Origin of the sequence: Streptomyces sp. S3(2020) (assembly GCF_013044505.1) — a bacterium.
In the GTDB taxonomy this organism is placed as follows: domain Bacteria; phylum Actinomycetota; class Actinomycetes; order Streptomycetales; family Streptomycetaceae; genus Streptomyces.
This window is the reverse complement of record NZ_JABERD010000136.1, coordinates 1-25,853: the sequence shown is the minus strand read 5'-3', so window position 1 is coordinate 25,853 and position 25,853 is coordinate 1. Positions and strand designations below refer to the sequence as shown.

General features: G+C 69.9%; 20 protein-coding genes and 1 pseudogene. 20 read left to right on the top strand and 1 reads right to left on the bottom strand.

From position 1 onward, the window contains the following. Positions 1 to 202: 202 nt before the first annotated feature. The 14 genes from HLK59_RS33150 (at position 203) to HLK59_RS33085 (ending at position 16,242) form a co-directional block, all read left to right on the top strand. A complete protein-coding gene (locus tag HLK59_RS33150; RefSeq protein ID WP_171145284.1) occupies positions 203 to 1,981 on the top strand; it encodes a penicillin-binding protein 2 in 1,779 nt (592 codons plus the stop codon). Positions 1,982 to 2,020: 39 nt separating this feature from the next. Further along, complete coding sequence (locus HLK59_RS33145) at positions 2,021 to 3,685, top strand: UDP-N-acetylmuramoyl-L-alanyl-D-glutamate--2,6-diaminopimelate ligase (protein ID WP_171145283.1); 1,665 nt, start codon at positions 2,021 to 2,023, stop codon at positions 3,683 to 3,685. 4 nt (positions 3,686 to 3,689) lie between these two features. Next, a complete protein-coding gene (murF, locus tag HLK59_RS33140) occupies positions 3,690 to 5,090 on the top strand; it encodes a UDP-N-acetylmuramoyl-tripeptide--D-alanyl-D-alanine ligase (protein ID WP_171145282.1) in 1,401 nt (466 codons plus the stop codon). Next, positions 5,087 to 6,160 carry a phospho-N-acetylmuramoyl-pentapeptide-transferase gene (gene mraY, locus HLK59_RS33135; RefSeq protein ID WP_171145281.1) on the top strand — a complete coding sequence of 358 codons (1,074 nt, stop codon included), beginning with the start codon at positions 5,087 to 5,089 and terminating at the stop codon, positions 6,158 to 6,160. The genes murF and mraY overlap by 4 nt, the downstream gene beginning before the upstream one ends. Beyond that, positions 6,142 to 7,584: a UDP-N-acetylmuramoyl-L-alanine--D-glutamate ligase gene (murD, locus tag HLK59_RS33130; protein ID WP_171145280.1), complete on the top strand. Its 1,443-nt coding sequence runs from the start codon at positions 6,142 to 6,144 to the stop codon at positions 7,582 to 7,584. Before mraY ends, murD begins: the two co-directional genes overlap by 19 nt. Positions 7,585 to 7,604: 20 nt before the next feature. After that, the gene (ftsW, locus tag HLK59_RS33125; protein ID WP_171145279.1) at positions 7,605 to 8,954 is read left to right on the top strand and encodes a putative lipid II flippase FtsW; all 1,350 of its coding nucleotides are present in this window, start codon (positions 7,605 to 7,607) and stop codon (positions 8,952 to 8,954) included. A gap of 6 nt (positions 8,955 to 8,960) precedes the next feature. Continuing rightward, entirely contained in the window at positions 8,961 to 10,058 is a 1,098-nt protein-coding gene (gene murG, locus HLK59_RS33120; RefSeq protein ID WP_171145278.1) for an undecaprenyldiphospho-muramoylpentapeptide beta-N-acetylglucosaminyltransferase, read from the top strand. 25 nt (positions 10,059 to 10,083) lie between these two features. Next, positions 10,084 to 10,878 carry an FtsQ-type POTRA domain-containing protein gene (locus HLK59_RS33115; RefSeq protein ID WP_171145277.1) on the top strand — a complete coding sequence of 265 codons (795 nt, stop codon included), beginning with the start codon at positions 10,084 to 10,086 and terminating at the stop codon, positions 10,876 to 10,878. Between the two features lie 276 nt (positions 10,879 to 11,154). Next, positions 11,155 to 12,351, top strand: a complete 1,197-nt coding sequence (gene ftsZ, locus HLK59_RS33110; RefSeq protein WP_171145276.1) for a cell division protein FtsZ — start codon at positions 11,155 to 11,157, stop codon at positions 12,349 to 12,351. Further along, positions 12,348 to 13,085 (top strand): peptidoglycan editing factor PgeF, encoded by a 738-nt coding sequence (pgeF, locus tag HLK59_RS33105; protein ID WP_171145275.1) that lies wholly within the window; start codon positions 12,348 to 12,350, stop codon positions 13,083 to 13,085. The genes ftsZ and pgeF overlap by 4 nt, the downstream gene beginning before the upstream one ends. 6 nt (positions 13,086 to 13,091) lie before the next feature. Then, positions 13,092 to 13,811, top strand: coding sequence for a YggS family pyridoxal phosphate-dependent enzyme (locus HLK59_RS33100; protein ID WP_171145274.1), 720 nt, complete (start codon positions 13,092 to 13,094; stop codon positions 13,809 to 13,811). Positions 13,812 to 13,941: 130 nt separating this feature from the next. Then, the gene (gene sepF / locus HLK59_RS33095) at positions 13,942 to 14,583 is read left to right on the top strand and encodes a cell division protein SepF (protein ID WP_171145273.1); all 642 of its coding nucleotides are present in this window, start codon (positions 13,942 to 13,944) and stop codon (positions 14,581 to 14,583) included. Between the two features lie 50 nt (positions 14,584 to 14,633). Then, positions 14,634 to 14,924 carry a YggT family protein gene (locus HLK59_RS33090; RefSeq protein ID WP_037937545.1) on the top strand — a complete coding sequence of 97 codons (291 nt, stop codon included), beginning with the start codon at positions 14,634 to 14,636 and terminating at the stop codon, positions 14,922 to 14,924. 52 nt (positions 14,925 to 14,976) lie between these two features. Continuing rightward, on the top strand, positions 14,977 to 16,242 hold the full coding sequence (locus HLK59_RS33085; RefSeq protein ID WP_171145272.1) for a DivIVA domain-containing protein: 1,266 nt from the start codon (positions 14,977 to 14,979) through the stop codon (positions 16,240 to 16,242). Positions 16,243 to 16,430: 188 nt separating this feature from the next. Here HLK59_RS33085 and ileS read toward each other — a convergent pair whose 3' ends face one another. Continuing rightward, on the bottom strand, positions 16,431 to 19,568 hold the full coding sequence (gene ileS, locus HLK59_RS33080) for an isoleucine--tRNA ligase (protein WP_171145271.1): 3,138 nt from the start codon (positions 19,566 to 19,568) through the stop codon (positions 16,431 to 16,433). A 591-nt stretch (positions 19,569 to 20,159) separates the two neighbouring features. On the opposite strand from ileS, the gene HLK59_RS33075 reads away from it, so the two are divergent. From HLK59_RS33075 to HLK59_RS33050, 6 genes and pseudogenes are all read left to right on the top strand, one after another. Then, on the top strand, positions 20,160 to 21,125 hold the full coding sequence (locus HLK59_RS33075; RefSeq protein ID WP_171145270.1) for a TraR/DksA family transcriptional regulator: 966 nt from the start codon (positions 20,160 to 20,162) through the stop codon (positions 21,123 to 21,125). Positions 21,126 to 21,186: 61 nt separating this feature from the next. Continuing rightward, positions 21,187 to 21,786, top strand: coding sequence for a signal peptidase II (gene lspA / locus HLK59_RS33070; protein WP_171145269.1), 600 nt, complete (start codon positions 21,187 to 21,189; stop codon positions 21,784 to 21,786). 46 nt (positions 21,787 to 21,832) lie between these two features. Next, positions 21,833 to 22,777 carry an RluA family pseudouridine synthase gene (locus HLK59_RS33065; protein ID WP_171145268.1) on the top strand — a complete coding sequence of 315 codons (945 nt, stop codon included), beginning with the start codon at positions 21,833 to 21,835 and terminating at the stop codon, positions 22,775 to 22,777. Continuing rightward, complete coding sequence (locus HLK59_RS33060; RefSeq protein WP_171145267.1) at positions 22,774 to 23,244, top strand: GNAT family N-acetyltransferase; 471 nt, start codon at positions 22,774 to 22,776, stop codon at positions 23,242 to 23,244. The genes HLK59_RS33065 and HLK59_RS33060 overlap by 4 nt, the downstream gene beginning before the upstream one ends. A 109-nt stretch (positions 23,245 to 23,353) precedes the next feature. After that, entirely contained in the window at positions 23,354 to 24,940 is a 1,587-nt protein-coding gene (locus tag HLK59_RS33055; protein ID WP_171145266.1) for a Na+/H+ antiporter, read from the top strand. Between the two features lie 68 nt (positions 24,941 to 25,008). Beyond that, positions 25,009 to 25,731, top strand: a pseudogene (locus HLK59_RS33050) (SDR family oxidoreductase); the annotation flags it as partial. Between the last annotated feature and the right edge of the window lie 122 nt (positions 25,732 to 25,853).

Here is a 25,853-nt window from a genome sequence, read left to right as displayed (position 1 = left end):
AGCCGGAGCAGCCGGAGCACGACGGTCCGCCGCGGCGCGGACAGACGTACGCCCGTACCGACCGCCCGGCCCGCGGCCACCGCCCCGCCGCCCGGCGAGAGCCCCACCACCCCGTGCCGCCGGCCGCCCTCGACCGCGCGCGGCCGCACGCCCCGCGGCCCCGCGTGTCATCCGGCTCGGCAGCCCCCGGCCCCGGCTCCGCATGGTCAGCCTCGCCCTGACCCTCGTGCTGATCGCCTTCGCCGTACGGCTGCTCCAGGTCCAGGCCGTCGACGCGAGCACCTATGCCGCCCAGGCCGAGCAGAACCGGTACGTCGGCTACACCCTGGCCGCCGAGCGCGGTCAGATCACCGACCGCTCCGGCGTGGCCCTGGCGACCAGCGTGGACGCGTACGACATCACGGCCGACCCCACGCTCTTCAGCCGCAAGCAGCTCAAGATCGACGACGGGCCCGAGCAGGCGGCCGCCCTGCTGGCCCCGATCCTCGGCCAGGAACAGGCGGAGCTGACCGAGAAGCTGCGGACCAAGGGGCAGTACGTCAAGCTCGCCGGCCGGCAGACACCGCAGGTCTGGAAGCAGATCAAGGACCTCAAGAGCGCACTGGCCGCCAAGGCCGAGGACGACCCCACCACCGTCAACGTCCTCGCCGGTGTCTTCGCGGTCGCCACCAGCAAGCGCGTGTACCCGAACAGCGACCTGGCCGCCGGGATACTGGGCTGGGTCAACGCCGACGGCAAGGGCGGCGGTGGGGTCGAGCAGAAGCTGAACACCCTGCTGTCCGGCAAGGACGGCAAGATCCGCTACGCCCAGTCCGGTGGCCGCCAGGTCCCGACCGCGGGCTCCACCGAGACCCCGGCGGTGCCCGGCAGCGACGTCGAGCTCACCATCGACCGCGACATCCAGTGGGCCGCGCAGGACGCCATCACCGAGCAGGTGAAGAAGTCCAAGGCGGACCGCGGGTACGTGATAGTGCAGGACACCCGGACCGGCGAGATCCTCGCCATGGCCAACTCGCCCGGCTTCGATCCGGGCGACCTGTCCCAGGCCGACCCGAGCACCCTGCACAACTGGGCGCTGGAGGACGCCTACGAGCCCGGCTCCACCGCCAAGGTCCTGTCGATGGCCGCCGTGCTGGAGGAGAACGTCGCGACGCCGCTGACGCATGTCGTCGTACCCAACCGGCTGCACCGCGGCGACCGGCTCTTCAAGGACGACATCGACCACGAGACGTGGAACCTCACGCTCAACGGAGTGCTCGCCAAGTCCAGCAACATCGGCACCATCCTGGCGACCGGCCAGCTCGGCAAGACGCAGGCGCGGTCCAACCAGATCCTCTACTCGTACCTGCGCAAGTTCGGTCTCGGCAGCTACAGCGGTCTCGGCTTCCCCGGCGAGACCAAGGGCATCCTCGCGGCGCCGCAGGACTGGTCGACCTCGCAGCAGTACACGATTCCTTTCGGCCAGGGCGTCTCCCTCACCGCGATGCAGGCCGCGTCCGTCTACTCGACGATCGCCAACGGCGGCGTACGCGTCGAACCCACCCTCGTCCGTGGCACCCAGGGACCCGACGGACGCTTCACGCCCGCCGCGAAGCCCGAGAAGTCCAGGGTGATCAGCGAGAAGACGGCGAAGACCCTCGCCCGGATGCTGGAGTCGGTCGTGGACGACCGGGAGGGCACCGGCACCAAGGCGCGCATCCCCGGCTACCGGGTCGCGGGCAAGACGGGTACGGCCAACCGCGTGGATCCGGCCACCGGCAAGTACCACGGCTACACCTCGTCGTTCGCCGGGTTCGCGCCCGCCGACAAGCCCCGTGTCACCGTCTACTGCGCCATCCAGAACGCCACCAAGGGCAGCTACTTCGGCGGCCAGATCTGCGGACCCGTCTACAAGCAGGTCATGGAGTTCGCTCTGAAGACCCTCCAGGTCCCGCCCACCGGGGCCAAGTCCGCCAGCCTCCCCGTCACCTTCACACCCTGACCCGCACTGTTCGGCACGGAACCACTCAGGAACCAGCTCGTGACAACGATCACTCCCGATTCCGGGAACCAGGGCGCGCCCCTGCCCTCACTTCGCTCCGAACGGGGTGTGCCCGGTACGCTCACCGCCGTGCCACACGCTGATCAGTCCCAAACCACCCAGAAGGGCCATCCCGTGACATATCCGGGGCCGCCCAGGCCGGTTCAGATCTCCGCCACACCCCTCGCGGACCTCGCCGATCAGCTGGGTGTCGTACGGCCGGAGACCTCGACAGGCACCGCGGACGTCACGGGCATCACCCATGACTCGCGGGCCGTCCGCCCCGGCGACCTGTACGCCGCCCTCCCCGGCGCCCGCTTGCACGGCGCCGACTTCGCCATCCAGGCCGCCGGCCTCGGCGCGGTCGCCGTGCTGACCGACCCGGCCGGCGCCGAGCGCGCCGCGGCGACGGGGCTCGCGGTGCTGGTCGTCGACGACCCGCGCGCGCGGATGGGCGAACTCGCGGCCACCATCTACGGTCGTCCGGGCCGCGATCTGCTCCAGATCGGCATCACCGGCACCTCCGGAAAGACGACCACCGCGTATCTCGTGGAGGGCGGCCTGAAGGCCGTCCGCAGCACCGGACTCATCGGCACCGTCGAGACGCGGATCGGCGACGAGCGCATCAAGTCCGAGCGCACCACCCCCGAAGCCACCGACCTCCAGGCCCTGTTCGCGGTCATGCGCGAGCGCGGTGTCGAGGCCGTCGCGATGGAGGTCTCCAGCCACGCGCTGGTGCTCGGCAGGGTCGACGGCTGTGTCTTCGACATCGCCGTCTTCACCAACCTCAGCCCGGAGCACATGGAGTTCCACTCCGACATGGAGGACTACTTCCGGGCCAAGGCACAGCTCTTCACACCGCAGCGCAGCCGGCACGGCGTGGTCAACTTCGACGACGAGTACGGCCGCAGGCTCGTCACCGAAGCCACGGTCCCGGTCGTCACCTTCTCCGCCGAGGGCCACCCCGACGCCGACTGGCGTGCCGAGGACGTCCAGGTCGGCCCGATGGACTCGACGTTCACCGCGGTCGGCCCCAAGGACGAACGGATCGCCGCCAGGTCGCCGATCGCCGGGCCCTTCAACGTGGCCAACACCCTCGCCGCGATCACCGCCCTCGCCGCCGCGGGCCTCGACCCGCAGACCGCCGCCGACGGCATCGCCGCGGTGCCGGGCGTGCCGGGACGCCTGGAGCGGGTGGACGCCGGACAGCCGTATCTCGCGGTCGTGGACTACGCGCACAAGACGGACGCCGTCGAGTCCGTGCTCAAGGCGCTCCGCAAGGTCACCGAGGGCAGGCTGCACATCGTGCTCGGCTGCGGCGGCGACCGCGACAGGACCAAGCGCGCGCCCATGGGCGCCGCCGCGGCCCGGCTCGCCGACACCGCCGTACTGACCTCCGACAACCCCCGCTCGGAGGACCCGCTCGCGATCCTTGCAACCATGCTCCAGGGCGCGGCGTCCGTACCAGCACACGAGCGCGGTGAGGTCCAGGTCTTCGAGGACCGGGCTGCCGCGATCGCCGCCGCCGTCGCCCGCGCCCGGCCCGGGGACACCGTGCTGGTCGCCGGCAAGGGCCACGAGCAGGGCCAGGACATCGCCGGAGTGGTCCGTCCCTTCGACGACCGCCAGGTGCTTCGAGAAGCCATCCAGAAGACCCAGGGATGAACTTGTGATCGCCCTCTCTCTCGCCGAGATCGCCTCAGTCGTCGGCGGGCAGACCCACGACATACCGGATCCGTCCGTCCAGGTCACCGGATCCGTGGTCCGGGACTCCCGCGAGGTGGAGCCCGGCAGTCTCTTCGTCGCCTTCGTCGGCGAACGCGTGGACGGCCACGACTTCGCCGAGCAGGTCGTCGCGTCGGGCGCGGTCGCCGTACTGGCATCGCGTCCCGTCGGGGTGCCCGCGATCGTCGTGGACGACGTCCAGCGGGCCATCGGCGCGCTCGCCCGTCATGTCGTACGACGTCTCGGCGCGACCCTCGTCGCCCTGACCGGCTCGGCCGGCAAGACCAGCACCAAGGACCTGATCGCCCAGGTGCTGCAGCGCAAGGCGCCGACGGTGTGGACCCCCGGCTCCTTCAACAACGAGATCGGGCTGCCGCTGACCGCCCTCAGCGCCACCGACGAGACGAGGTTCCTCGTCCTGGAGATGGGCGCCCGCGGAATCGGCCACATCCGCTACCTCACGGATCTGACGCCCCCGAAGATCGGCCTCGTCCTCAACGTCGGCACCGCCCACATCGGCGAGTTCGGCGGCCGGGAGCAGATCGCGCAGGCCAAGGGCGAGATCGTCGAGGGGCTGCCCGAGGACGGCGCGGCGATTCTCAACGCCGACGATCCCCTCGTACGGGCCATGGCATCCCGTACGAAGGCGAAGGTGATCCTTTTCGGAGAGTCCGACGAAGCGGACGTACGCGCCGAGAACGTGAGACTCACGGACACCGGACAGCCCTCCTTCAGGCTTCGCACACCCTCCGGTGCAAGCGACGTGACCATGCGCCTGTACGGTGAGCACCACGTGTCGAACGCGCTCGCAGCGGCCGCCGTCGCCCATGAGCTGGGCATGTCCGCGGAAGAGATCGCCACCGCGCTCTCCGAGGCGGGCTCCCTCTCCCGCTGGCGGATGGAGGTCACCGAGCGCCCGGACGGCGTGACCGTCGTCAACGACGCCTACAACGCCAACCCAGAGTCCATGCGGGCCGCCCTGCGCGCCCTGGCAGCCATGGGCCGGGGGCGGCGGACCTGGGCGGTGCTCGGCAAGATGGCCGAGCTCGGGGACGAGGCGCTCGCCGAGCACGACGCGGTCGGACGGCTCGCCGTCCGGCTCAACGTCAGCAAGCTCGTCGCGGTCGGGGGCAGGGAAGCGTCCTGGCTGCAACTGGGCGCATATAACGAGGGTTCGTGGGGTGAGGAGTCGGTGCACGTGTCCGACGCACAGGCGGCGGTCGACCTGTTGCGCAGTCAGCTGCGCCCGGGAGACGTCGTACTCGTGAAGGCGTCCCGTTCGGTCGGCCTGGAAAGCGTCGCCACGGCGCTGCTCGGCGCCGAGGGTGAGGTTGCCGCCCGATGATGAAGCAGATCCTGTTCGCAGGAGTCATTGGTCTGTTCCTGACCCTGGTCGGCACTCCGCTGCTGATCAAGCTGCTCGCGCGCAAGGGGTACGGCCAGTACATCCGCGACGACGGCCCGCGTGAGCACGCCAGCAAGCGCGGTACGCCGACGATGGGCGGTATCGCCTTCATCTTCGCGACGGTGGCCGCCTACTTCCTGTCCAAGGTCATCACCGGCTACCCGCCGACCTACTCGGGTCTGCTGGTGCTCGGCCTGATGGTCGGCATGGGACTGGTCGGCTTCCTCGACGACTACATCAAGATCGTCAAGCGGCGCTCGCTGGGCCTGCGGGCCAAGGCCAAGATGGCCGGCCAGCTGATCGTCGGCATCAGCTTCGCGGTGCTCGCGCTGATGTTCCCGGACGCCCGCAACAACACCCCGGCCTCCGACAAGCTGTCGTTCATCACGGACTTCGGCTGGAAGATCGGCCCCGTGCTGTTCGTGGTCTGGGCGCTGTTCATGATCCTCGCGATGTCGAACGGCGTGAACCTGACGGACGGTCTGGACGGCCTGGCCACCGGCGCCTCCGTGCTCGTCTTCGGTGCCTACACCTTCATCGGTGTCTGGCAGTTCCAGGAGTCCTGCGCCAACGCGTTGACCCTGACCAACCCGGGGGCCTGCTACGAGGTACGAGATCCCCTGGACCTGGCGGTCATCGCCTCGGCGCTGATGGGCGCCTGCCTCGGCTTCCTGTGGTGGAACACCTCGCCGGCGAAGATCTTCATGGGCGACACCGGTTCGCTCGCCCTCGGCGGTGTCCTCACGGGCCTGGCGATCTGCTCCCGCACCGAGCTCCTCGTGGCCATCATGGGCGGTCTGTTCGTCCTCATCACGATGTCGGTCGTCATCCAGGTCGGCTCCTTCAAGCTCACCGGCAAGCGCGTCTTCCGCATGGCACCGCTCCAGCACCACTTCGAACTCAAGGGCTGGTCCGAAGTCCTCGTGGTGGTCCGTTTCTGGATCATCCAGGGCATCTGTGTGATCGTCGGCCTGGGTCTCTTCTACGCGGGATGGGCAGCAGAAAAGTGACCTCCTCGGAGCCTCTCGACTGGCAGGGCAAGCGCGTCACCGTCGCCGGACTCGGCGTCTCCGGCATCCCGGCGGCCAAGGCGCTGCACGCGCGCGGGGCGGTGGTCACCGTCGTCAACGACGGCGACGACGCACGCGCGCGTGAGCAGGCCGCCGAACTGGAGGCGCTCGGCATCACCGTCCGCCTCGGCGACGGCGCGACCCTGCCCGAGGGCACCGAACTCATCGTCACCGCACCCGGCTGGAAGCCCGACAAGCCGCTGTTCACGGCGGCCCGCGAGGTCGGCGTCGACATCTGGGGCGACGTGGAGCTCGCCTGGCGGCTGCGCGGCCAGGACGGCAGGAAAGCAGCCCCCTGGCTCGCGATCACCGGCACCAACGGCAAGACCACGACCACCCAGATGCTGGCGTCCATCCTGAAGGCGGCGGGCCTGCGCACCGCCGCCGTCGGCAACATCGGCGTCTCCCTGCTGGACGCGGTCCTCGGCGACGAGCCGTACGACGTCCTGGCCGTGGAACTGTCGAGCTACCAGCTCCACTGGGCGCCCTCCCTGTGCGCCCACTCCGCCGCCGTCCTGAACCTGGCGCCGGACCACCTCGACTGGCACGGCTCCATGGAGGCCTACGCCGCCGACAAGGGCCGTGTCTACGAGGGCAATCGCATCGCCTGTGTGTACAACGTGGCCGACAAGGCGACCGAGGACCTGGTGCGCGAGGCGGACGTCGAGGAGGGCTGCCGGGCCATCGGCTTCACCCTCGGCGCCCCGGGCCCCTCCCAACTCGGTGTGGTGGACGGCATCCTGGTCGACCGCGCCTTCGTCGAGAACCGGCAGAAGAACGCCCAGGAACTCGCCGAGGTCTCCGACGTCGATCCGCCGGCCCCGCACAACATCGCCAACGCCCTTGCCGCGGCGGCGCTCGCACGCGCCTTCGGGGTGCCCCCCAATGCCGTACGGGACGGTCTGCGGGCCTTCACGCCGGACGCGCACCGCATCGCGCACGTGGCCGACGTGGACGGTGTCGCGTACGTCGACGACTCCAAGGCCACCAACACCCACGCGGCGGAAGCCTCGTTGGCGGCGTACGAGTCCATCGTGTGGATCGCGGGCGGGCTCGCCAAGGGCGCCTCCTTCGACGAGCTGGTCGCCAAGTCGGCAAAGCGACTTCGCGGCGCGGTTCTGATCGGCGCCGACCGGGCTCTGATCCGCGAAGCCCTCGCGCGACACGCGCCGGAAGTACCCGTCGTCGACCTCGACCGGACCGACACTGGGGCGATGCTCCAGGCGGTGACGGAGGCGAAGCGGCTGGCTCGGCCCGGCGACACGGTGCTGCTGGCCCCGGCCTGTGCCTCCATGGACATGTTCACCAACTACAACAAGCGCGGTGACGCGTTCGCGGAGGCGGTTCGCGAACTCGGCTCCTGACCGACGTAGCGGAGGCTCTGATGCCCAGCAGCCGTACCGGCCGACCGCCCGTGCAACGGGCCGTCAGACGTCCCGCCGCTTCCCGGACAGCGCGCCAGAATCCCGTCCTACGGCTCTACACACGCGCGCGTAAGGCCTGGGACCGGCCGCTGACGGCGTACTACCTGATCCTCGGCGGCAGTCTGCTGATCACCGTGCTCGGTCTGGTGATGGTCTACTCGGCCTCCCAGATCAAGGCGCTGCAGATGTCGCTGCCGGGCTCGTACTTCTTCCGCAAGCAGCTCCTCGCCGCCGCGATCGGCGCCGTGCTGCTGCTCGTGGCCTCGCGGATGCCGGTGAAGCTGCACCGGGCGCTGGCCTACCCGATCCTCGCGGGCGCCGTGTTCCTCATGGCGCTGGTGCAGGTGCCGGGGATAGGGATGGCGGTCAACGGCAACCAGAACTGGATCGCGCTCGGCGGCTCCTTCCAGATCCAGCCCAGTGAGTTCGGCAAGCTCGCCCTGGTGCTGTGGGGCGCCGACCTGCTGGCCCGTAAGCAGGACAAGAAGCTGCTGACCCAGTGGAAGCACATGCTGGTGCCGCTCGTCCCGGTCGCCTTCATGCTGCTCGGGCTGATCATGCTCGGTGGCGACATGGGCACCGCGATCATCCTCACAGCGATCCTTTTCGGCCTGCTGTGGCTCGCGGGGGCGCCGACCCGGCTGTTCGTCGGGGTGCTGTCGGTCGCCGCCGCGATCGGCATGATCCTCATCAAGACCAGCCCCAACCGGATGGCCCGGCTCCAGTGCATCGGCGCCACCGACCCGGGCCCGGGCGACGCCTGCTGGCAGGCCGTGCACGGAATCTACGCGCTCGCATCCGGCGGAATCTTCGGCTCCGGGCTCGGCGCCAGTGTGGAAAAATGGGGCCAACTACCCGAAGCGCACACGGACTTCATCTTCGCCGTCACCGGTGAGGAACTGGGCCTGGCGGGGACGCTGTCGGTGCTCGCCCTCTTCGCGGCTCTAGGCTATGCGGGTATCCGCGTGGCCGGCCGCACGGAGGACCCCTTCGTCAGGTATGCCGCGGGTGGCGTGACCACCTGGATCACCGCACAGGCGGTGATCAACATCGGTGCGGTGCTCGGCCTGCTGCCGATCGCCGGCGTCCCGCTCCCGCTGTTCTCCTACGGGGGATCCGCCCTGCTGCCGACCATGTTCGCCATCGGGCTGCTGATCGCCTTCGCACGTGACGAGCCCGCTGCGCGGGCAGCGCTTTCGCTGCGGCAGCCCCGCTTTGGTAGAAAGCGGGGAGGCGGGGGACCCACGGGGCCTCGGAGATGGAACACGATGCGACGGCGTGCCTCGGCGCGTTCGTCCGGAGAGCGGTGAATTTCGGTGCATGTCGTACTCGCCGGTGGGGGGACCGCCGGCCACATCGAGCCCGCGCTCGCCCTCGCGGACGCCCTGCGCAGGCAGGACCCGACCGTGGGGATCACGGCCCTCGGCACGGAGCGCGGCCTGGAGACCACGCTCGTCCCGCAGCGGGGCTACGAGCTCGCGCTGATCCCGGCGGTGCCGCTGCCACGCAAGCCCACCCCCGAGCTGATCACCGTCCCGGGCCGGCTGCGCGGCACGATCAAGGCCGCCGAGCAGATCCTGGAGCGCACCAAGGCGGACGCCGTCGTCGGCTTCGGCGGGTACGTGGCCCTGCCCGGCTATCTCGCCGCCAAGCGCCTCGGTGTACCGATCGTGATCCACGAGGCCAACGCCCGCCCGGGCCTCGCCAACAAGATCGGTTCGCGGTACGCCGCCCAGGTCGCCGTCTCCACCCCGGACAGCAAGCTGCGGGGCGCCCGCTACATCGGCATCCCGCTGCGCCGCACCATCGCCACCCTCGACCGGGCCGCCGCCCGCCCCGAGGCCCGCGCGATGTTCGGCCTCGACCCCAACCTGCCGACCCTCCTGGTCTCCGGCGGCTCCCAGGGCGCCCGCCGCCTCAACGAGGTCGTCCAGCAGGTCGCCCCCTGGCTCCAGCAGGCCGGCATCCAGGTCCTGCACGCGGTCGGCCCGAAGAACGAACTGCCGCAGGTGCAGCAGATGCCGGGGATGCCCCCGTACATCCCGGTACCGTACGTGGACCGGATGGATCTCGCGTACGCCGCGGCCGACATGATGCTCTGCCGCGCGGGCGCGATGACCGTCGCCGAACTCTCCGCCGTCGGACTCCCGGCCGCCTATGTCCCGCTGCCCATCGGCAACGGCGAACAGCGGCTCAACGCCCAGCCGGTGGTCAAGGCCGGCGGTGGTCTGCTGGTCGACGACGCGGAGCTGACCCCCGAGTGGATCCAGCAGACCGTGCTGCCCGTGCTCGCCGACCCGCACCGGCTCTACCAGATGTCCCGTGCGGCCGCCGAGTTCGGCCGCAGGGACGCCGACGACCTGCTCGTCGGCATGGTGTACGAGGCGATCGCCGCCAACCGTGCACACCGCTAGGCACATGTGACGAAGGGCAGGCAGCGTGGCCGGAACGACGACCGCCGAGCGCGGTGAACGCCAGCAGGAGTCGTCCGGCCCGCCCCCTGTCCGACGGTTGAGGGTGCCTCAGCCTCGTACGATCATCGTTCTCGCCGCCGTCCTGGTCCTGCTGGGCGCGGGCGGCGTCTGGGCCCTGTACGGCTCGCAGTGGCTGCGTGTGGAGCGCGTGTCGGTCTCCGGCACCGGTGTTCTGACGCCCGGACAGGTGCGCGAGGCGGCCGACGTGCCGGTCGGATCGCCGCTGATTTCCGTCGACATCGACGCGATCGAGGCACGGTTGCTCCGGAAATTGCCCCGAATTGACTCGGTTGACGTGGTCCGCTCCTGGCCCCATGGAATCGGTCTGAAAGTGGTCGAGCGTACTCCGGTTCTGATTGTCGAAAAGGGCGGAAAGTTTGTCGAAGTGGACGATGACGGAGTCCGTTTTGCCACGGTTTCCCGGGCCCCGAAAGGCGTTCCCGCACTGGAATTGACGGTCTCCGAGTCGGGTTCCGCCGCCGCGAGCCTGCGCCGCTTCGGCGAGGACCGGCTCGTACGCGAAGCCGTCCGGGTCGCCGGTGACATTCCGGCCGCCGTCGCGAAGCGCGCCCGGACCGTCAAGGTGCGTTCGTACGACGACATCTCGCTGGAGTTGAGCGACGGCCGGACCGTCGCGTGGGGGAGCGGCGAGAAGGGTGCCGCCAAGGCCCGTACGCTCACCGCTCTTCTGAAAGCGGCGCCCGGCGCGCGGTACTTCGACGTCTCGGTTCCCACCGCCCCTGCGTCATCAGGGAGTTGACGTACATCCGCGCAGGCCAGCACCCTGGTTGGCTACCGCTACGGCTGATCACATAGGGTGAAAAGAAAAACGGGAGGTTCGGCGTGTTCGTTGAACGTGCGCCACTTGTCGACTTAGTGTCCTGTTCAGAAGACTCCAGGGAACAGACACACTGGTAACCCTAAACTTCAACGTTAGGGTTCGGGTCGGCGCTATGGACCGTCCCATTCGGCATCCGTCGCGTATCGCATCTCCCGCGAGACGACGACACGTAACTCGAGGCGAGAGGCCTTCGACGTGGCAGCACCGCAGAACTACCTCGCAGTCATCAAAGTCATCGGTGTCGGCGGCGGTGGTGTCAATGCCATCAACCGGATGATCGAGGTCGGTCTCAAGGGCGTCGAGTTCATCGCCATCAACACCGACGCTCAGGCGCTGTTGATGAGCGACGCCGACGTCAAGCTCGACGTCGGCCGTGAACTCACCCGCGGACTCGGCGCCGGAGCCAACCCGGCCGTCGGCCGCAAGGCGGCCGAGGACCACCGCGAGGAGATCGAGGAGGTCCTCAAGGGGGCCGACATGGTCTTCGTGACGGCCGGCGAGGGCGGCGGCACCGGCACCGGCGGCGCACCCGTCGTGGCCAACATCGCCCGTAACCTCGGCGCCCTCACCATCGGCGTGGTCACCCGGCCCTTCACCTTCGAGGGACGGCGCCGGGCCAACCAGGCCGAGGACGGCATCGCGGAACTCCGCGAAGAGGTCGACACCCTCATCGTCATCCCCAACGACCGGCTGCTGTCCATCTCGGACCGCCAGGTCTCGGTCCTCGACGCCTTCAAGTCGGCCGACCAGGTCCTGCTCTCCGGCGTCCAGGGCATCACCGACCTCATCACCACGCCGGGTCTGATCAACCTCGACTTCGCCGACGTCAAGTCGGTCATGTCCGAGGCCGGTTCGGCTCTCATGGGCATCGGCTCGGCCCGCGGCGACGACCGCGCGGTGGCCGCCGCCGAGATGGCGATCTCCTCGCCGCTCCTGGAGGCCTCCATCGACGGCGCCCGGGGCGTGCTGCTCTCCATCTCCGGTGGCTCGGACCTCGGCCTGTTCGAGATCAACGAGGCCGCCCAGCTGGTCTCCGAGGCGGCCCACCCCGAGGCCAACATCATCTTCGGCGCGGTCATCGACGACGCCCTCGGCGACGAGGTCCGGGTCACCGTGATCGCGGCCGGCTTCGACGGCGGCCAGCCGCCGGCCCGCCGGGACAACGTCCTCGGTTCGGCTTCGTCCTCGGCCCGCCGCGAGGAGCCCACTCCGGTACGGCAGACCGAGAGCCGTCCGTCCTTCGGCTCGCTCGGCAGCGTCACGCCGAAGGAGGAGCCGGAGCCCGCGCCCGAGCCGGTCGCCGACCTCCCGGTCTCCCCGCCGGTGCCGCCGTCGCGGACCTACTCGGACAGCGCGGCCGAGGAGCTGGACGTGCCGGACTTCCTGAAGTGATAGGACAGCGCTCCGCAACGAGCACTGTGAGCGGCGCGCACTTCGCCTTCACCGACCGGTGGGGTGGGGTGAGCGCCGTTCCGTACGAGGAGCTCAACCTCGGCGGGGCGGTCGGCGACGACGTCGACGCCGTACGCACGAATCGTGAACTGGCCGCCAAGTCGCTGGGGATCGACCCCGGCCGGGTGGTCTGGATGAACCAGGTGCACGGAGCGGAGGTGGCCGTGGTCTCCGAGGTGTGGGGCGACCGTCCGGTGCCGGAGGTCGACGCGGTCGTCACCGCGGAGCGCGGCCTCGCCCTCGCCGTCCTCACCGCCGACTGCACGCCCGTGCTGCTCGCCGACCCTGTCGCCGGAGTCGTGGGCGCGGCCCACGCGGGGCGGCCCGGCATGATCGCCGGGGTCGTCCCCGCCGCCGTACGGGCCATGACCGAACTCGGCGCCGAGCCCGCCCGGATCGTCGCCCGCACCGGACCCGCCGTCTGCGGCCGGTGCTACGAGGTGCCGGACGCGATGCGCGCCGACGTGGCCGCCGTCGAACCGGCGGCGTACGCCGAGACGAGCTGGGGCACTCCCGCGGTGGACGTGACCGCCGGAGTGCACGCGCAGCTCGAACGGCTCGGGGTGCGCGACCGGGAGCAGTCGCCGGTGTGCACGCTCGAATCGGGCGACCACTTCTCGTACCGCCGCGATCGCTCCACGGGGCGACTCGCGGGATATGTCTGGCTGGACTGAGAGAACATGACGGACCGTAAGGGCGAACTCGCCGCGAACCTGGCGCAGGTGGAGGACCGTATCGCCGCCGCCTGCGCGGCCGCGGGCCGCAAGCGCGAGGAGGTGACCCTGATCGTGGTCACCAAGACCTACCCCGCGAGCGATGTGCGGATGCTGGCGGAACTCGGTGTGCGCGACGTCGCCGAGAACAAGGACCAGGACGCGGCACCCAAGGCCGCCGAGTGTTCGGATCTGCCGCTGACTTGGCATTTCGTGGGCCAGTTGCAGACCAACAAGGTGCGGTCTGTGGCTGGTTATGCCGATATGGTGCAGTCCGTCGACCGTGGTCGACTCGTCACCGCGCTCTCCAAGGAAGCGGAGCGGCAGGAGCGGGAACTCGGCTGTCTGATCCAGGTCGCGCTCGACGCGGACGAGGGCGGACGCGGGGAGCGCGGAGGAGTCGGACCCGGTGGAATCGAAGAGTTGGGCGAACTCGTGGCGGCGGCGCCGGGTCTGCGGCTGGCGGGTCTGATGACCGTCGCACCGCTCACCGGTGTTTACGCGGGACGCGAACTCGCGGCGTTCGAGCGGTTGATGGATTTGTCGACCGACCTGCGCAGAGCCCATCCGGCTGCGAACATGGTGTCGGCAGGGATGAGTGCGGATCTCGAGCAGGCCGTGGCGGCCGGAGCGACACATGTGCGCGTCGGTACGGCGGTACTCGGAGTCCGCGCGAGGCTCGGGTAACGTCGCCAGGAAGTCGGACCACAGCAGAAAATATGGTCATTACCGCCGATAGGCGGGTGTAACGACCACGTGGATCGCGGGCACTTGGCAGTTCGTCAGCCGATCCACCACAGAGCGGAGGACTCAGAGCATGGCCGGCGCGATGCGCAAGATGGCGGTCTACCTCGGCCTCGTGGAGGACGATGGTTACGACGGCCGCGGTTTCGACCCCGACGACGACTTCGAACCCGAACTGGACCCGGAGCCCGAGCGTGACCACCGGCGGCATGAACCGGTGCACCAGGCGCACAGTGCACATCAGTCCCAAAGGGACGAAGAGGTGCGAATCGTACAGCCATCGGTGTCGCGCGAGCCGGTAGCCCGTTCCGCTTCGCTGGCCGCTGAATCCGGACGCCCCGCACGGATCGCGCCCGTGGCGTCCATCACACAAGAACGTCAAAGCCTGGAGAAGAACGCGCCGGTGATCATGCCCAAGGTCGTGTCGGAACGAGAGCCTTACCGGATCACCACGCTTCACCCGCGGACCTACAACGAGGCCCGTACCATCGGGGAACACTTCCGTGAGGGCACCCCGGTGATCATGAATCTGACTGAGATGGATGACACAGACGCCAAGCGACTTGTCGACTTTGCGGCCGGTTTGGTGTTTGGTCTTCACGGCAGCATCGAGCGGGTGACGCAGAAGGTGTTCCTGTTGTCGCCTGCTAACGTCGATGTCACGGCGGAGGACAAGGCCCGTATCGCAGAGGGCGGGTTCTTCAATCAGAGCTGAGATAGCCGACCGGTAAGAAGTACGGAACAGGGGAGAGGGAAAGACAGACCATGGGCGTGTTCGCGCAGGTGATCTACATCGCGCTGATGGTGTTCCTCATCGTGCTCATCTTCCGGTTGGTCATGGACTACGTCTTCCAGTTCGCCCGCTCGTGGCAACCTGGCAAGGCGATGGTGGTCGTTCTGGAGGCCACCTACACTGTCACCGATCCACCGCTGAAGCTTCTGCGGCGGTTCATCCCGCCGCTGCGTCTCGGGGGCGTGGCGCTCGACCTGTCCTTCTTCGTACTGATGATCATCGTCTACATCTTGATCTCTATCGTGGGCAATCTCGCGAGGTGACAGTGGACGATACGGTCTTGCCGACTGCCGATGACTACGTTGAGGTGAAGAGATGCCGTTGACCCCCGAGGACGTGCGGAACAAGCAGTTCACGACCGTCCGCCTCCGAGAAGGCTATGACGAGGACGAGGTCGATGCCTTCCTCGATGAGGTCGAAGCCGAACTGACGCGCCTGCTGCGCGAGAACGAGGACCTGCGCGCCAAACTGGCCGCGGCGACGCGTGCTGCTGCCCAGAACCAGCAGAACATGCGCAAGCCTCCGGAGGGCCCCGGCGGCCCCCAGGACCAGCAGCAGGGTATGCCGCCCCAGGGCGGAATGCCGCAGCAGGGTATGCCGCAGCAGGGTGGAATGCCGCAGCAGGGCATGCGTGGGCCCGGCGGCCCCGTGCCGGCCGGCATATCGGGCCCGCCGCAGCAGCAGATGGGCGGCCCCATGGGCGGTCCGCCCCAGCTGCCGAGCGGTGCGCCGCAGCTGCCCGCCGGTCCCAGCGGTGGTCAGGGTGGCCCGCAGGGTCCCGGTCCCATGGGTCAGGGGCCGATGGGTCAAGGCCCTATGGGTCAGGGGCCGATGGGCCAGGGTCCTATGGGTCAGGGACCGATGGGTGGCCAGCCCCCCATGCAGCAGCAGATGGGCGGCCCCATGGGCGGTCCGATGGGTGGCCCCATGGGCGGTCCGATGGGTGGCGGCCCGATGGGCGGCCCCGGTCAGGGCCCCGGTGGCGACAGCGCCGCCCGTGTCCTCTCGCTGGCCCAGCAGACCGCCGACCAGGCGATCGCCGAGGCCCGTTCCGAGGCCAACAAGATCGTGGGCGAGGCGCGTTCGCGTGCCGAGGGCCTCGAGCGTGACGCCCGTGCCAAGGCCGACGCCCTGGAGCGGGACGCGCAGGAGAAGCACCGCGTCGCGATGGGCTCCCTGGAGTCCGCCCGCGCCACGCTGGAGCGCAAGGTCGAGGACCTGCGCGGTTTCGAGCGCGAGTACCGCACGCGGCTGAAGTCCTACCTGGAGTCGCAGCTGCGTCAGCTGGAGACCCAGGCCGACGACTCGCTGGCCCCGCCGCGCACCCCCGCGGCCGCGTCGCTTCCGCCGTCCCCGGCGCCCTCCATGGCCCCGGCCGGCGCGAGCGCCCCGTCGTACGGCGGCAACCCGGGCGGCATGGGCGGAGCCCCGGCTCCGGCGGCGCCGTCCTACGGTGGCCAGCAGCAGATGTCGCCCGCGATGACCCAGCCGATGGCTCCGGTCCGGCCGCAGGGCCCCGGCCCGATGGGTCAGGCCCCGTCGCCGATGCGCGGGTTCCTCATCGACGAGGACGACAACTGACGAGTTGTAGTACGCCTTAGGCGTCGGCAGCGTTCAGGGCGAGGCCCCGGGTTTTGATCCGGGGCTTCGCCCTTTTGCGCGGCTGTGGTTGATCGCGCAGTTCCTCGCGCCCCTTGGGCGGGTGGAGTCACGGCACGTGGAAGGGCCCGGCCTCCCAGGGGAGACCGGGCCCTTCGGGCACCGTGCCGTTATGCCTTGCGCAGGCGGAACGTCAGCGACAGACCCTCGTCGGTGAAGGCGTCGCCGTATGTGTCGTCCGCCTCACCCTGCTGGAAGTCCGTCGCCAGGACCTCGTCGGCGATCAGGCCCGCGTGCTCGGCCAGGGCGGCGATCACCGCCGGGTCCGTGGACGTCCAGCGCAGCGCGATGCGGTCGGCCACGTCGAGGCCGCTGTTCTTGCGGGCCTCCTGGATCAGACGGATCGCGTCACGGGCGAGGCCCGCCTGCCGCAGCTCCTCGGTGATCTCCAGGTCGAGAGCGACCGTCGCACCCGAGTCGGACGCCACGGACCAGCCCTCGCGCGGGGTCTCCGTGATGATCACCTCGTCCGGAGCCAGGGTGATCGTCTCGCCGTCGACCTCGACCGACGCCGTGCCCTCGCGCAGGGCGAGGGACAGAGCGGCCGCGTCGGCGTTCGCGACGGCCTTCGCCACATCCTGGACGCGCTTGCCGAAACGCTTGCCCAGGGCGCGGAAGTTGGCCTTGGCGGTGGTGTCCACCAGGCTGCCGCCGACCTCGCTCAGCGACGCCAGGGACTCGACGTTCAGCTCCTCCGTGATCTGCGCGTGCAGTTCACGGTCGAGGGCGTCGAAGCCGGTCGCGGCGATGAGCGCCCGGGACAGCGGCTGACGGGTCTTCACGCCCGACTCCGCGCGCGTGGCCCGACCCAGCTCCACGAGCCGGCGCACCAGGACCATCTGCCTGGACAGCTCCGGGTCGATGGCGTCGAGGTCCGCCTCCGGCCAGGACGCCAGGTGCACCGACTCCGGGGCGTCCGGGGAGACCGGAACCACCAGGTCCTGCCAGACCCGCTCGGTGATGAACGGGGTCAGCGGGGCCATCAGCTTCGTCACCGTCTCGACGACCTCGTGCAGCGTGCGCAGCGCGGCCTTGTCGCCCTGCCAGAAGCGGCGGCGGGAGCGGCGGACGTACCAGTTGGACAGGTCGTCGACGAACGCGGACAGGAGCTTGCCGGCGCGCTGGGTGTCGTACGCCTCCAGAGCCTGCGTCACCTGGTCGGTGAGCGCGTGGAGTTCGGACAGCAGCCAGCGGTCCAGGACCGGGCGGTCGGCCGGGGCCGGGTCGGCCGCGGACGGCGCCCAGTTCGACGTACGCGCGTACAGGGCCTGGAAGGCGACCGTGTTCCAGTACGTCAGGAGGGTCTTGCGGACGACCTCCTGGATCGTGCCGTGGCCCACGCGACGGGCCGCCCACGGGGAGCCGCCGGCCGCCATGAACCAGCGCACCGCGTCGGCGCCGTGCTGGTCCATCAGCGGGATCGGCTGAAGGATGTTGCCCAGGTGCTTGGACATCTTGCGGCCGTCCTCGGCGAGGATGTGGCCGAGGCACACGACGTTCTCGTACGAGGACTTGTCGAAGACCAGGGTGCCGATGGCCATGAGGGTGTAGAACCAGCCGCGCGTCTGGTCGATGGCCTCGGAGATGAACTGCGCCGGGTACCGGCTCTCGAACAGCTCCTTGTTCTTGTACGGGTAGCCCCACTGCGCGAACGGCATCGAACCCGAGTCGTACCAGGCGTCGATGACCTCCGGCACGCGCGTGGCCGTCTTCGCGCACCGCGGGCAGTCGAAGGTGACGTCGTCGATGAACGGGCGGTGCGGGTCCAGGCCCGACTGGTCCGTGCCGGTCAGCTCGGTGAGCTCCGCGCGGGAGCCGACCACGGTCAGGTGGTCGTCCTCGCAGCGCCAGATCGGCAGCGGGGTGCCCCAGTAGCGGTTGCGGGACAGCGCCCAGTCGATGTTGTTCTGGAGCCAGTCGCCGAAGCGGCCGTGCTTGACCGTGTCCGGGAACCAGTTGGTCTTCTCGTTCTCCTGGAGGAGACGGTTCTTGACCTCGGTGGTGCGGATGTACCAGGACGGCTGCGCGTAGTAGAGGAGCGCGGTGTGGCAGCGCCAGCAGTGCGGGTAGCTGTGCTCGTACGGGATGTGCCGGAAGAGGAGGCCGCGCTGCTGGAGGTCCTCGGTGAGCTTTTCGTCCGCCTTCTTGAAGAAGACGCCGCCGACCAGGGGGACGTCCTCCTCGAAGGTGCCGTCGGGGCGGACGGGGTTCACCACGGGCAGGCCGTAGGCGCGGCAGACCTTGAGGTCGTCCTCGCCGAAGGCGGGGGACTGGTGGACCAGGCCCGTACCGTCCTCGGTCGTGACGTATTCGGCGTTGACGACGAAATGTGCCGGTTCCGGGAACTCCACGAGCTCGAACGGACGTTGATAGGTCCAGCGCTCCATCTCGGCGCCCGTGAAGGACTGGCCGGTGGTCTCCCAGCCCTCGCCGAGCGACTTGGCGACGAGCGGCTCGGCGACGACGAGCTTCTCCTCGCCGTTCGTGGCGACGACGTAGGTGACCTCGGGATGGGCGGCGACCGCGGTGTTGGAGACCAGCGTCCAGGGCGTGGTCGTCCACACCAGGAGCGCGGCCTCACCGGCGAGCGGACCGGAGGTGAGCGGGAAACGGACGTACACGGACGGGTCGACGACCGTCTCGTAGCCCTGCGCCAGCTCGTGGTCGGAGAGGCCGGTGCCGCAGCGGGGGCACCAGGGGGCGACGCGGTGGTCCTGGACCAGCAGGCCCTTGTTGAAGATCTCCTTGAGCGACCACCAGACCGATTCGATGTACTCGGGGTCCATCGTGACGTAGGCGTCGTCGAGGTCGACCCAGTAGCCCATGCGGGTCGTCAGCTCGGAGAAGGCGTCGGTGTGGCGCAGCACGGAGTCGCGGCACCTGTCGTTGAACTCCGCGATGCCGTACGCCTCGATGTCCTGCTTGCCGGAGAAGCCGAGCTCCTTCTCCACCGCGAGCTCCACCGGGAGGCCGTGGCAGTCCCAGCCGGCCTTGCGGGCCACGTGGTAGCCGCGCATGGTGCGGAAGCGGGGGAAGACGTCCTTGAAGACGCGCGCCTCGATGTGGTGGGCGCCGGGCATGCCGTTGGCGGTGGGCGGGCCCTCGTAGAACACCCATTCGGGGCGGCCCTCGGACTGCTCCAGGCTCTTGGCGAAGATCTTCTGCTCGCGCCAGAAATCGAGCACGGCGTGCTCGAGGGCGGGCAGGTCGACCTGGGCGGGCACCTGGCGGTACGTAGGCGATGTCATCAGCGAGCTTCCTCCGGCGGACTTGCTGCCTTCCGTCCGGAGGGACGAGAGCTGTCTTGTGTACGCCGGTTTCGGCGCGCTCCCGCGGTACCACCCTCCTTGGCTCCCCGGTGCGCCTTCCACACCGATGAGCCCCCTCATTGGGGTCGCGATGCCGGGTCTACCGCCCCACAGGGGGCTTCTTCCGGCGGCTCCGGGGTGATCTTCACGTCGCGCTCGCCCCCGGGCTTCCACCGTCCCCGGGTCGCTCTGGGCTGCGTACGCCGCTACTCGTCCCCATCCACGCTTCTCGCTCCGCCCAGTGTACGGCGCCGCACGGACAGCGGCCGACCGGTTTTCCGGGCGCGGGGGACGCGGGCGCCGGACGGCCGGGAGTGACCCGAATGGAGCGGTACGCGTGTTCGGATTCTGGGACGCACGACACGGCGGATTACCCGGCGGGGAGCTGGGCACAACGCTTGCAGGTTCGGCGCGCCCCATGCGCGAGCCGGGCGAATCGGGCGGTGTGCCCCGTTGCCGCGGGACTCAAGTCGATTTATCGTCCCAGCACGATTCGCGTGCAAGATCACAATATGTGAAGGGGCCGCGGCCATGGTGGCGAAGAAGACCGCCGTACAGCAGTCGGCGTCGGGCAGCTCGGGGACTGCCGAGGCCTCCGGGGGTGCGGCCAAGGACGTGGGTGGGAAGAAGAGCGCACAGGGGGACGGCGAGGGGCGCGCCGACAAGGCCGTGAAGACGGTGGGCGGCGCCGCGAGGAAGGCGGCGGCCAAGAGCCCCGCGAAGAAGACCGCGGCCAAGAAGGCCACGGCGAAGGCCACGGAGTCCAAGGCGGCACCCGCGCGGAAGACCGTCGAGGAGGAAGAGCCCGAGAGACCGGCGGCCAAGAAGGCCGCCGCGAAGAAGACGGCGGCCAAGAAGGCGGCCAAGAAGACGGCGGCGTCGAATGCGGCAGTCAAGAAGACCACTGCCGCCAAGAGCACTTCCACGAAGAGCACCTCCACGAAGAGCGCGGCAGGCAAGAGCACGGCCAAGAAAGCGGGCGCGGCGCAGGCCGCGAAGCAGACGGGAGCCACGACGGTGGTTGCGAAGAAGACTTCTGGCACGGCCACGGCGGCGAAGACCGCCGTCCCCAAGGCACGCCTCGCCGCGGCGGTGGTGCCGGGCGAGCTCGCGGTCCGCCCCGGCGAGGACCCCTGGACGCCGGAGGAGATCGCGGAGGCGCGTGCCGAGCTGCAGTCCGAGGTGTTGCGGCTGGGCTCCGAGATCACGACCTCCGAGGAGTCCCTGGTGGGTCTGATGCGGGACTCCGGGGGCGGCGCCGGCGACGACGAGGCGGACACCGGCACCAAGAACATCACGCGCGAGCACGAGATGTCCCTCGCGGCCAACGCGCGAGAGATGCTCGAACAGAGCGAGCGGGCCCTGCAGCGCCTCGACGCGGGCACGTACGGCCTGTGCGAGAACTGCGGCAACGCCATCGGCAAGGCGCGCATGCAGGCGTTCCCGCGGGCCACGCTCTGCGTGGAGTGCAAGCAGAAGCAGGAACGCCGGTACTGATCGTGCGGTGGGGCGTGCCGTACCCTCGTCCTCAGTCAGGTACCTAGGTCGAGGGACTCACGTGACAGAGGCGGAGCGCATCATCGGTACGCCGGACTCCCCGGAGGGGGCGGAGGCCGAGCCGGAGCAGTCAGCCGGTGCGGAGGGGCAGGGGAGCGCCGAGGCGCGGCCCAGGGGGAAGCGGCGGATCGCCGTGCTGTTCGCGGTCGCCACGTTCGCGTACGTCCTCGACCTGGTCAGCAAGATGATCGTGGTCGCCAAGCTGGAGCACCACGCGCCGATCGAGATCATCGGGGACTGGCTGAAGTTCGAGGCGATCCGCAACGCGGGCGCGGCCTTCGGCTTCGGCGAGGCCTTCACCGTGATCTTCACGGTGATCGCGGCCGCCGTGATCGTGGTGATCGCCCGGCTCGCCCGCAAGCTCTACAGCCTGCCCTGGGCGATCGCGCTGGGCCTGCTGCTGGGCGGTGCGCTCGGCAATCTCACCGACCGGATCTTCCGCTCGCCGGGCGTCTTCGAGGGCGCGGTCGTGGACTTCATCGCGCCCAAGCACTTCGCGGTGTTCAACCTGGCCGACTCGGCGATCGTGTGCGGCGGCATCCTGATCGTGCTGCTGTCCTTCAAGGGCCTCGACCCGGACGGCACCGTCCACAAGGACTGAGGGGCTCGTTTACGGGGGTGTCGGTGGTGTCCGGCATACTCGACGGGTGAGCACAGTTCCCGAGATCCGTACCCTGCCCGTGCCCGACGGCCTGGAGGGCGAGCGCGTAGACGCCGCCATCTCCCGCATGTTCGGCTTCTCCCGCACCAAGGCGGCCGAGCTGGCCGCGACGGGCAAGGTCCAGGTCGACGGGGCCGTGGTCGGCAAGTCCGAGCGGGTGCACGGCGGGGCCTGGCTGGAGGTCGAGATGCCGGGGGCGCCCGCGCCCGTGCAGATCGTCGCCGAGCCCGTCGAGGGCATGGAGATCATCCATGACGACGATGACGTGGTGGTCATCGTCAAGCCCGTCGGGGTCGCCGCCCACCCGTCGCCCGGCTGGACCGGGACCACCGTGATCGGCGGGCTCGCCGCCGCCGGGTACCGGATCTCGACGTCCGGCGCCGCCGAGCGCCAGGGCATCGTGCACCGGCTCGACGTGGGCACCTCCGGTCTCATGGTGGTCGCCAAGTCGGAGCGGGCGTACACCTCGCTCAAGCGCCAGTTCAAGGAGCGCACGGTCGACAAGCGCTACCACACGCTGGTGCAGGGCCACCCGGACCCGACGAGCGGCACCATCGACGCGCCCATCGGCCGCCACCCCCAGCACGACTACAAGTGGGCGGTCACGGCGGAGGGCAAGCCGTCGATCACCCACTACGACCTCATCGAGGCGTTCCGCGCGGCCTCCCTGCTCGACGTGAAGCTGGAGACCGGCCGCACCCACCAGATCCGCGTCCACATGGCCGCCCACCGCCACCCCTGCGTCGGCGACCTGACCTACGGCGCCGACCCGACGCTCGCCAAGCGGCTGCACCTGACCCGCCAGTGGCTGCACGCCGTCCGCCTCGGCTTCGAGCACCCCGGGGACGGCCAGTGGGCCGAGTTCGAGAGCGACTACCCGGCCGACCTGCAGAAGGCCCTGGACCAGGTCCGCGAGGAGACGTACGGATGAGCCTGCCGTCGTACGCGGTCCGGGTCGCCGAGGACCCCGCCGACCGCGAGCTGTGCTTCGCGGTGCGCAAGGAGGTCTTCGTCGCCGAGCAGGGGGTGCCGGAGGACCTGGAGTACGACGCGTACGACGCCGCCGCCGTACATGTGCTGGCCGTGCGGGAGGACGGGGTGCCGCTGGGCACCGGGCGGCTGCTGCACGGCCCCCGGGCCGCGGAGAAGGTCGGCGGTGATCTGACGCTGGGGTCGCTCGGGCGGCTCGCCGTCACCCAGGACGTGCGCGGACTGGGCGTCGGTGTCGCGCTCGTGCGGGCCATCGAGGACGCGGCACGCGCGCTGGGGCTGGCCGCGGTGGATCTGCACGCGCAGACACATGCGCTGGGGTTCTACGAGCGGCTGGGGTACGAGGCGTACGGGCCGGAGTACCTGGAGGCGGGGATGGCGCACCGCGGGATGCGGCGCGCGCTGTAGCGAGGGCGGCACCCTGTGACACAGGGTGCCGAAAACGCTGGTGAGAGCCGTGGCGTGGCACGCTTGAGGTCTGTCGTCCGAACGCCCAGAGCTCATCGGAGTGCTGACCGTGGATCAGTTGGCCCTGCTGTTCGTGCTGTTGCTCGGGGCCGTGGTGAGCGTCCCGGTCGGGGACCGGGTCGGGCTGCCGGCGCCGGTGCTGATGACCCTGCTCGGGATGGTCCTCGCCCTGCTCGACTTCGTGCCCAACGTCGAGATCCCGCCGGAGCTGATCCTGCCGCTCCTGCTGCCACCGCTGCTCTACGCCGCCGTACGGCGGACTTCCTGGCGGCAGTTCGCGGCCAACATCAGACCGATCTTCCTGCTCGCCGTGGCGCTGGTGTTCGTCACCACCCTGTGTGTGGCCGTCGTCGCCAACGCGATCGTGCCGGGGCTGCCGATCGCCGCCGCCGTGGCCCTCGGGGCGCTGGTCGCACCGCCCGACCCGGTCGCGGCGACCGCCGTCGCCGGGCAGCTCGGGCTGCCGCGCCGGCTGGTGTCGATCCTGGAGGGCGAGGGGCTCTTCAACGACGTGACGGCGATCGTGCTCTACCACGTGGCGATCGCCGCGGCGGTCAGCGGCACGTTCTCGCCCTGGCGGGCCGGCCTCGACCTGGTGCTGTCCGCCGTGGTCGCCGTCGTGGTCGGCGTGGCCCTCGGCTGGGGCGCCAACCGGCTCATGAACCTGCTCGACGACGCGACCCTCCAGATCGGCCTCACCCTCCTCGTGCCGTACGCCTCCTACGTGCTGGCCGAGGAGCTGCACGGCTCCGGGGTGCTCGCGGTCCTCACCACCGCCCTCTTCCTCGCCGAGTACGCCACCGACGCCGACGACGTGCTCACCCGGCTCGCCGGGCACACGTTCTGGGACATCGTCGACACGCTCGTCACCGGCGTGGCCTTCGGGCTGATCGGGCTCGAACTGCACAACGCCATCCGGACCGCGTCCGGGCGGTGGGGCGAGATGCTCGGCTGGGCCGCCGCGATCGTGGGGGTCGTCGTCCTCGTACGGCTGTTGTGGCTGTTGCCCGCGACCTGGGTCGCCAAGCGGCTGCACGCGAAGCAGGACTACGCCGAGGAGATCCCGATGAGCTGGCGGGAGACCGTCGTCATGTGGTGGTCCGGGATGCGCGGGGTGGCGTCCGTGGCGCTGGCCCTGGCGATCCCGCTGAAGACCGACGACGGATCCGCGTTTCCCGACCGGGACGAGATCGTCTTCGTCGCGTTCGGGGTCATCATGGCGACGCTCGTGCTCCAGGGGCTGACCCTGCCGTGGCTCGTGAGGAAGCTCGGTGTGAAGGCCGACACCGAGCGGGAGAAGGAGTTCGAGAAGACGCTGGCGATCCGGGCGGCCAAGGCGGCCAAGCGCAGGCTGCGGGAGATCGAGGAGGTCGAGGAGCTGCCGGAGGAGCTGTCCGAGCAGATGCTGCGGCGGGCCTTCGACATCGGGGTGCGGATCAGTCCGGACATGGGGGACGAGGAGCGGCGGGAGGCCCACGAGCAGCGGGTGAAGCGGCTGAAGCGGGTGCGGCGGATCCAGGGCGAGATGATGAGCGCCGCGCGGCACGAGGTGCTCGCGGCGCGGAGCGAGCCGGGGGCCGATCCCGAGGTCGTGGACCGGGTGCTGAGACATCTCGACGTGCGCAGCCTGCGGTGATCTGTCCGTCGTATGGCAGTCGTGTAAAGGGCGACGGCTGTGCGGGCGGCCCTTCTTAGGGTGGGGGCATGTCTCGCAACATCGTGATCAGTGGTGGCGGTACGGGGATCGGGCTCGCGGCGGCGCAGGCCTTCGCGGCGGACGGGGACCGGGTGCTGCTGCTCGGGCGGCGGGCCGAGGTGCTGGAGAAGGCCGGGGTGCCGGGGGCGTTGACCTACGCGGCCGATCTGAGTGACCCGCGCGGTGTGCGGGAGGTCGCCGGGTTCGTCGCCCGGGAGCTGGGGACCGTGGATGTGCTGGTCCACAGCGCGGGCGGGACCGGACAGCTCGAACCGCCCGCCTCCGGCGACGATCCGCTGGACGCCGTCGCCCACAACTGGACCGTCAACTTCCGGCTCAATCTGCTGACCGCGGCGCTGCTCACCGAAGCCCTGAAGGAGCGGCTCGCCGAGCCCGGCGGGCGGGTGCTGTTCGTCAGCTCCGTCGCCGCCTACCGGGGCTCCGGCAGCGGGGCGTACGCGGCGGCCAAGGCCGGGCTGCATCCGTACGCCCATGACCTGGCCCGGGAGCTCGGGCCGCGCGGGATCACCGTGAACGTCGTCGCGCCCGGCTACATCGAGGACACCGAGTTCTTCGGCCCGGCCATCGACCCCGCCCGCCGTGCCCGGCTCATCGCCGACACCGCCAACGGTCGCGCCGGGACACCCGGCGACATCGCCGCCACGCTGCACTGGCTGGCCTCGCCGGGGGCGGGGCATGTGACGTCGAAGAAGGGGCAGGTGAACGGGGGTGAGATAACTGTCGCGTATACACATGTCCGAGACCACGAGACTCCTGAGCAAGTCGGGTGCCGTATTCGTTTTGAAAAAAAAAACAAAACCTCAACGACTAAGAGCAGATGTCGCAGTGCGAA